Origin of the sequence: uncultured Eudoraea sp., from assembly GCF_947258525.1 — a bacterium.
Classification (GTDB): domain Bacteria; phylum Bacteroidota; class Bacteroidia; order Flavobacteriales; family Flavobacteriaceae; genus Eudoraea.
In genome coordinates, this window is sequence record NZ_CAMYIP010000182.1 from 1 (window position 1) to 8,630 (window position 8,630).

The 8,630-nt window shown below is 35.0% G+C and carries 8 protein-coding genes and 1 tRNA gene; 1 reads left to right on the top strand and 8 read right to left on the bottom strand.

The features are described from left to right. Positions 1-7: 7 nt before the first annotated feature. Positions 8-81, top strand: a tRNA-Asn gene (locus tag Q0X89_RS13455). Between the two features lie 653 nt (positions 82-734). On the opposite strand, the gene Q0X89_RS13460 is transcribed toward Q0X89_RS13455, so the two are convergent. The 8 genes from Q0X89_RS13460 to Q0X89_RS13495 all read right to left on the bottom strand — a co-directional run. Next, a complete protein-coding gene (locus tag Q0X89_RS13460; RefSeq protein WP_297695027.1) occupies positions 735-1,385 on the bottom strand; it encodes a DUF6090 family protein in 651 nt (216 codons plus the stop codon). A gap of 84 nt (positions 1,386-1,469) precedes the next feature. Beyond that, complete coding sequence (locus Q0X89_RS13465; protein WP_297695029.1) at positions 1,470-2,240, bottom strand: DUF6090 family protein; 771 nt, start codon at positions 2,238-2,240, stop codon at positions 1,470-1,472. Between the two features lie 299 nt (positions 2,241-2,539). Further along, positions 2,540-3,301 carry a DUF6090 family protein gene (locus Q0X89_RS13470; protein ID WP_297695031.1) on the bottom strand — a complete coding sequence of 254 codons (762 nt, stop codon included), beginning with the start codon at positions 3,299-3,301 and terminating at the stop codon, positions 2,540-2,542. A 148-nt stretch (positions 3,302-3,449) separates the two neighbouring features. After that, entirely contained in the window at positions 3,450-4,172 is a 723-nt protein-coding gene (locus Q0X89_RS13475; RefSeq protein WP_297695033.1) for a DUF6090 family protein, read from the bottom strand. A 245-nt stretch (positions 4,173-4,417) separates the two neighbouring features. Then, on the bottom strand, positions 4,418-5,227 hold the full coding sequence (locus Q0X89_RS13480; RefSeq protein ID WP_297695035.1) for a DUF6090 family protein: 810 nt from the start codon (positions 5,225-5,227) through the stop codon (positions 4,418-4,420). A 365-nt stretch (positions 5,228-5,592) separates the two neighbouring features. Next, entirely contained in the window at positions 5,593-6,045 is a 453-nt protein-coding gene (locus Q0X89_RS13485; RefSeq protein WP_297695037.1) for a hypothetical protein, read from the bottom strand. After that, a complete protein-coding gene (locus Q0X89_RS13490) occupies positions 6,033-6,596 on the bottom strand; it encodes an alpha/beta fold hydrolase (RefSeq protein ID WP_297695039.1) in 564 nt (187 codons plus the stop codon). Before Q0X89_RS13490 ends, Q0X89_RS13485 begins: the two co-directional genes overlap by 13 nt. A gap of 274 nt (positions 6,597-6,870) precedes the next feature. Next, positions 6,871-8,630 (bottom strand): hypothetical protein (locus Q0X89_RS13495; protein WP_297695041.1); only part of this gene is annotated, 1,760 nt, incomplete at its 5' end.

Consider the following 8,630-nt stretch of genomic DNA (forward strand, 5'->3'; position numbering starts at 1 on the left):
GAATTATTCCTCCTTAGCTCAGTTGGTTAGAGCATCTGACTGTTAATCAGAGGGTCCTTGGTTCGAGCCCAAGAGGAGGAGCTATAAAGCAGAGCATAGCTCGCTTAATAGCTACACCGAAGCCATCCAAAAATTGGGTGGCTTTTTTTGTTTCCAAAACCTGGGCGAGAAGCCTGTGCCGCGATTTTCGCGGTAAGCCCAAGAGGAGGAGCCATAAAGCAGAGCATAGCTCGCTTCATAGCTACACCGAAGCCATCCACAAAGTGGGTGGCTTTTTTTATTTTCAAAACCTGGGCGAGAAGCCTGTGTCGCGATTTTCGCAACAAGCCCAGGAGGAGGGGCTTACTTATCAAAGGGATACCGAAATGTAGCCTTTTTTTTATTTTATCATTGTAACACATTTGTTACACAAAATTGAATTAAGGCCAGATTTTAATTGAACGGGGAATATTGATTCAAGTACCGCTTAATAAATAATATATTCCATTTATCAGGATTTATTCCAAATGCTTTGTCTGTTGGATAACTGACCATGCCGAAACGGTGATCTAGGTATTTTTGAACATCTCATAGTGTCTATGTCCACCATGCTCCACTTCGTAGATAAAACCCCAATCTGTCTTGCTTATTTAACAGGTAATCGACCTTCACAAGAGTTGAAAGAGCGGTTGTTCATATAACCACAATATAATATAACCGTTGTTAGCCTTTCGTTATTTATCTAACGAATTTTATCATTTAATTCGTTCAGTTTCAATGTCTGCTATTAATTTGCTTATGGTCTTATTAAAATCAGAAATAGAATGCAAATTCCAACTATGCAATGCTTTCATGTTATTTAGAGTATTTATAAATAAGAAATTGTCTTTTAAAGCATTGTAATCTCTTGGAAAATTACCCTTGCTGATTATGAGATATTCTGATTGCAATGGGTCCAGAGTTTGTAGATATTCCGAATTAAATAATTCTTGCCTTTTCTCAAATGACCTGTATTCAACACCATAAAGATTTTGAATTTCCTTTCTAATATTATCATTAGAAAGTATGGTAAATCCAATTGATTTTAAATTTTCATAAGTAGATTGATTGGGATTGAACCAGATAAATATTGTTGTTATGTAATTAAAATGTTGGGCTAACGAATCAGACATTTGTAAATCATTTTCTAATGAATATACGATTGATTCGTATGCCTTAATTATTCTATTGCCAGTTGTTTTGGCTTGATTCATTTGTTCTAAATCTCCTTTTAAATCAATTATTAATTCTGAAAGAAGTTTGTCTTCAATTAATTTTTCCTTTCTGTGCTCATTCCAATTATTAATACTTAAAGCAATCAATATTCCAATCACAACCAGTAAAATCTCACCAATAGCATACCTCATGTATTTTAAAGGCTTGTTGTCGTCTGCGAGTTTCTTGCGGATTTTGCGGAAGAAGCCTATCATAATTAAGTCTGACCCTTGGTTTTAGTTTTCAAAAATTGAATCAATTGACTCAATTAAATAATTGGTTTGGCCCTTCAAATCTTCATAATAAGTTAGAAAAACCATTTGCTTTGTAGTATAAAGAGTTGCTACGTTTTCGCTTATTTGAAATTTAGCGGATTGTGGGTCGTTCATAAACTCATATTGACCCTTAAATTTATGGTCAAATTTATTATCAATATTCAAGAATTTTTTATTTTTTAGGTTTAACATACTGGGTATCTTCTCCACGGCAATTAAAAGGTTGTTAATAGAAAACACATTAAATTCTTCTATATGTTTTTCAGCTATCTCAGTATCTCTGTAATAATAAATTAGGGCTAATTGCAGTTCCCTGTTTCGTATCAGATTTAATTTCCCCTCATTAACCAATTCCTGATAGGTTGATTTGTGTATGGTTAGTAGGTCGGAGTACAGGCTTAATTTTTCAAATAAATTTTGAACATCGGTATAATTTTGTTGTTCTTCATAAAGCTCCATAATAAAATTACGGTTAATCCTGATATAATTTTCCGCGTCTTGGATGCGTTTGCTGTAATAGGTTCTGTCTATTACCAAATCTGCTCTTAGCCCGTTTAAAAATTCTCTTTCCAAATCGTTATTTTTGCGCTGCTCATTCCAATCATTAACCTGTAATGCCAGCAGAATACCAAACATTACCAGTATAATTTCACCAATGGCATAAACCAGGTATTTGCTGAGTTTGTTTTCAGTTAGTAGGCGTTGTCTAATTTTTCTAAAGAACTTTATCATCAAAAGAATAAGTTGGCGGATTCCTTATCAAGGTACGTAAATATTTAATTCATGATTTTTTTGATAGAAAGTAATGAGTTTTTATTATATACCAAGGATTAATAGGATGTTGTGGTAGGTTTCAGTTTCGTGTATTTCAGAGTTACACATTCCGTTGAATCATTAAGGCCATTCAGCATAGAAGTTTGGACAGGGGGGTGGATGAGTTAGCCTGACGTTTAGGCTCGCGCCATCAGGGGCTACCCTGGGCATGATGCTCGCGCTAACCTGGGAATAAATAAAAGTATAATCGATAGATTTTAAAATGTCATATTATCTAGCCTATCCACTTCTTTATCTATGTCAATTATTAGATTTTCCAAATTTTGTATTACGTTAAAGTAACGACCGTTCATAAGATCCTCAGCATCCCTTTTCATTGTTCTAAGAATAGACATATACAAAGTGTCAGTTCGAAGAGCAGCATAGTTATTTGGTTTCATTTTACCGCGACTGAATTTTCCGGGGCTATCGTACTTCCATGGTTCAACCTTGTCAAACCTTTTGATCATTTCTTCAAAATATATGTCTCTATTACTTAAGCTTTCCCAATTTTTTATACTTATATACCTTGTACCATGAAAAAATAAAATGGCTTGACGTAATGAATCATTAGAAATAAGACTCACCCCTTTAGATTTTAGGGCATCGAAGGAATTTTTATGTATGACGGCTAAGGGCCAAGCTACAGTTTGGGCAAAATATTTATCCAAAGAGTCATTATAGGTTTCGTTATTTTCCAAACTTTTCAGAATATGGTCTATGGATGTGCTAATAGTATTGTACTCTCCAGTGCCTATCTGGAAGTCTCTTATATCGGATTGAAAATCTTTCTTCAGTCCTTTGAGTATATTAATTTCTTCAACCCTTTGTTTTCTTTCTTCATTCCAATTATTAATACTTAAAGCAATCAAAATACCGATGACAACAAGTAAAATTTCGCCAATGGCATAAAAGAGGTATTTGCTCAACTTGTTTTGAGATAGAAGTTGTTGGCGAATCTTTCGGAAGAATTTTATCATGTGAAGTGGTTGGTTGTTCTTCCTAAGGTAATGATTTAATATAAGAGACTTAAAATCAGTCTAAAAATAATTAATAGAAGACCACCACCTAATAAAGCGTAACAGTTTTGCCTTAGTTTGATAAGTTGCATGCACTTTTAGCTATATTTTAATTTACTTCTCCCAATTCATCCTGGATAAGCTGAAGAACTCTCTTAGTCTCAACAAGCATTTTTTTATATTCCCTCATATAAAAATTTCTCTGTCCCTCCGCAATATTGATTAAGCCATAGAAATAATGATCTTTAGCTACTTCATTAAAATTTCTTGGCATCCAGTTACCATTATTATACCTAATAAAATGATCAATTAAATAAGTATCTAAATCAGGCCTAACCTCTTCGCCCCACTTCTGCATTCGACTCAGTTCTATATAGGTATTCTCATGAAGGTTGACGATCTCTTTTTTCAATATTTCATTTCTTATTATTTCAAAACCGATATTCTTTAAAGACTCATAGCCAGCTTTTGATAATGCTAAATTTGCATGGTTCATCAAAGCCCAATGAAAATGCCGGCCTAAGGTGTCTATAGTTTGATCGCTGTTTTTAATGGCAGCAAAGATTATTTGACCTGATTTGTTATGCCTTTGGATTCTTGCTATCTTACGTTCGGCTTTATTGATGGTCAATTCCATATTCTCAACAAGGTTCAAAAGAGCTTTTTTTTCTATTTCCCGATCTTTTTGAAACTCATTCCAGTTATTTACCTGTAGTGCAATTAAAATACCAATCACGACTAGTATAATCTCTCCAATGGCATATCTGGAATATTTGAAGAATTGGTTATCATCAGCGAGTTGTTTACGGATTTTACGGAAAAAGCCAATCATGTAAAGTTAAAGTTGGTTGTTCTACCTAAGGTAATGAATTAATATAAAAGACTTAAAATCAGTCTAATAATATTTAAATAGAAGACCACCACATTGTAGAGAGTAACAGATGTATTGGTGGTTGGGGAACATTGTTAGCTTTTCGTTATTTTTCCCACTTTAATTTGCCTGGTTAAATTAATCCTTCCTTATTCGCTTTTGCGTGAAACTGTCGTTGACATAGGCCAAACGGAACTCATAGATAATTATGATGCATATTGTTTTTTACTATTTAATACTTCATCGAGAAGATCGAGGATTTCTAACATTTCTTCCCTATATAGGTAATAGTGCATTTTTTGAGTTAGCCTTCCTTCTAACAACCTGTCTAACTTTATTGAGTACTCTTGATCCCTTTTTACATTATTCCAAGTGATTGAGAAATCATTTAAGGTTTTATCAAGAGTTTCAAAATTTTGAGAATCAGTAACTGCGGCAATATTATTGTTAAAAAAAGTCCTAGTCATCATAGGTTCAGTAAATCTATGCCTGTAATTGTGATAATCTTCAATTGATTGATTCACTATTCCATAAAGAGCAGATTGACCCCATCCCTCCTTTGCATGAATACTCCCTAATTTTCTTTTAAGTTTTTTGTTTTCTATTAAGTGAATATCTCCACTGCTGACAAGGTTATTGTACGCTACACTTGAAATACTGAATGTTGCATACCATCCAGCAGATAAAAATGATCTCTTGAGTTTAATTGAATCTACTGCTACAATTTCATCATCAAGAAAGGATCTCAAATAGATACCCATACTATCTATTGCAATTAATTGGTTCACTAAATCTTGCCACCTTTCTAAATCATAATTTAATTCATCTTTTAATTCTAGATAATGTGAAGTGAGTCTTAAATTATTCTTTCTCCCTTCATTCCAATTATTTATGGACAGTGCAATCAAAATCCCAATGACCACAAGTACAATCTCCCCAATAGCATACAAGAGGTATTTGCTGAATTTGTTTTCGGTAATAAGACGTTGCCGTATTTTACGAAAGAAGTTGATCATGAAGTATTGGTTGTTAGTTACTTCACCAAGATACTGAAATATTTAATTAATGATTTTATGATATAAAATAACGGGGTTGATTTTATACAAAGGATTTGTAACCTCTTGCCTTAGCTTCTATAGTCTGTAATTGAGAGTTACACATTCGGGTGTATAGCCGAAGCCATTCAATACCGGTCGCTTGATAGAGAGGGGTGGTTGGGGTAGATTTACAATAGACTACCACATTTGACACTATCACTGATGTTTTGGTGAGTTGGGGTTCAAGAAAAGGTCAGCTTCGGCTGAATGTGACCTATGGGATAAGTATAAAAGCCTTTTTCACTGGCTTTTATACAATGTTGTAACCAGCTTATCTTTCCACCTTATCTATCATTTAAGAATGCTGTAATAGCAACCTTAACTTTCTCACTTTCACAGGCAAATGCCGCATGACCACAATCACTTTCTAAAGTAACTAACTCAGCATTTAACTCTTTAGCTAATTCGATGGATGAAAGTGGATTTACTAGGTGATCTTGTGTTGGAGAAACAATTAGCATATCCGCTTTAATTATATTTTTAATCTCCTTTATATCGCTGCCAACACTTTTATAGATATCATGTGGTATCATTGCTTTTATTCCTCCAAGATAATCCTCTGGTTTCATCAATTGGGAATATTCATTATTAAGAAGAATATTAAGACTATCGGGACTATGAGTTTTTGCAAAAAAAGTTGGTGTCCAAACATTCATAAGTAAAATGTGATGTGCCCTTTTATAGGCGAAATCAAGTTTTTGTGATTCTTGCTCGGCTTCTGAAATCAAGTCCGCCATAGTTTGCCAAACAAGTATGTCGTAAGAAGATTGTTTTGGACTACCTGAAATGGGAATTGCTTTATCCATAAAACAGGGTAAGCTACAACCCATTCGAATGTCTGCATACCACCCATAGAAAAACCCACAATTGCAAATAAATGTTCTATTTCAAGGTGATTTACCATTAATTCATATTGAGAATTAACCATATCCCGAATTGATATATTAGGAAATTCCTGTGAGTTTGAAGGTGATGCTGAAAAACCATTAGTTAGGGCATCTACAATTACGAAATATAAACCTGTCGTATCCATTATTTGGCTTGTAAAACCTTGGTTAATTGTTTTTTCACTTGTTCCAGTGAACCATGTAGGCATTAAAACCACATTACTTTTATCGGCATTCAACTTACCAAATGTTCGATAGCCTATTTTACAGTCTCTAATGATATCCCCATTGGTCGTTTTGAAGTCACCTATATTAACTAATTGCAGCTCGGATTGAGAATAGCTCATATTTGTCCAAGACAAGATAGCTATGAATAATAAAGAAATTAATTTTAGGTTCATGTCTAAATATTTAAATTGTTGCCAACAATGGGATATAGGTATTGATGGTAACATGCTTATGTAAACTAAGATAATGAATTAATATAAAGGACTAAAAATCAGTCTAATAATATTTAAATAGAAGACCACCACATTAGATAGAATCACCGATGTTGCTCTTGTAGGAGGTATTGACAACGGTTTGTGGTTCGTTTTAATGCAATTTATCTTTTGTTAGTGCCCCTTATTTTTATAATCATTGAATTTACTTTCCTCATTTAAGATTTTGTCCCAATCAGAATTTACGACCAGTCAATTCATAAATATTACAGACATCCTCATCCCTCACATAAATCATTGTGTTTCCATCCGGTGACCAGGCACAATTGTGTGCATGCCATTTTCCTTCCCCATTGGTCAGTTGAATAGGTTTCCCTATAGGAGTCGGGAATCCTGTTTCTTGTGATGGAGGTTTTAGAGGAAGCAAATAAACGTCCATATTCCAATGGCCGGGACCATGGATAAAACCAACTCCAGTGCCATCTGCTTTGACAAAAATTTCTGTCAACCGTTCATTATACAAGGATTTCGCTATTTTGTTGTAAACCACCATGTCACTTCCCTGATACCAATCAAAGCTATGAATGCTTTCTATCGCCACTTGCTGGTTTTCACCATTACTATCGATGATCCAAAGTGAACGTCCTTTATCCCCGGTGGCAAGGTAACCAATAGATTTCCCGTCTGGTGACCACCTGACATTCATCGCATAATCATATAGAAAATTCGGCAACCTAATGATTTCCTTTGTTAATCGCTCTGTTCTCCTGTTATCCAGGTTTAGCTTCATGAGCATATATTCTCCATTCCTTTGCGAAATAAACACCACTTCCTTGCCATCTGGCGACCAGTCCGGCTTAATATCCAGAGCCGGGTGATTTGTTAAATTAATTTCCTCCTTAGAAATTAAATCAAATAGCCATATATCATTATTGCCTGTTCGAGCAGAATCGTAAACTAATTTTTTCCCATCAGGCGATATTCTGGGGTGAAAATTATTCCCATTATAATACGTCAATTGAGTGGTTTCCAATCCATTCATATCCACTGAAAACAAATCGGTAGTGTGGCTAAAATGGTGATAGGAAAGAATACCCTGTTTGTTTACTATAGGGGCTAATTTGTCACTTTCACCAAAGGTCAGCTGTTCTAATTTGCCAGAAGAAATGGATACTTGCCATATTTGGAGAAAAGTACCACGGTAGGATGAAAAAATGACGATATCAGGATCTGTGGACCATGTTGGATTAACATTTAAGTATTGATCTTCCAACAATGGTAACTCTTTGCCTTCCTTAGTGACTAGCCAAATATTTCCATTCCTCTGAAAGACGATCTGCTGACCATCAAAAGATCGTGATCCCCATAAGTCAATTCCACCTGGTTCAGGAAATGTCAGTTGTTTCTCATCGCCAGACACAAGATCGGCTTCCCAAAGACTAATTTCACCTGATTTACTCAATTTGGGTAAAATGATTCTGTTTCCATCGGATGACCAGGGCATAGCACCCATTGCCAAAAGGTATTCCCCAAAATTTTCCATGGAGTGCAAATTAGTTTCAGCTATTTTTCTTTCGGTCCCACCAGTAGCAGGCCGCCAAAAGAGATCGAATCCAGAACCTCGATCTGATAAATAACTAATTTTTGATCCGTCCGGTGACCATCGCGGTAAAATTTCATCGGTAGGTTCATTCGTGAGGGATATACTATTCCCTCCTTCTTTTGATTCAAATTGGATATTAACATCTTCACCATTATGCATGGCATAAGCGAACATGTTTCCGCCTGGCGACCATGTAACATCCATTTTTAATACATTCCGGGTAGTAGTAAGGGGTTTTTCGCTGCCTATTGAAGTCTTTGTTAAATCAGATTTTCTTGAGGTTGTAAAATACAAAACGACAATGAGAATGATAAGAAGCAATGATATAATGCCAAGTGTCTTACGCGATTTTGCATGGCTTTTCGCTACATCTATAGGATGAGTACCACTAA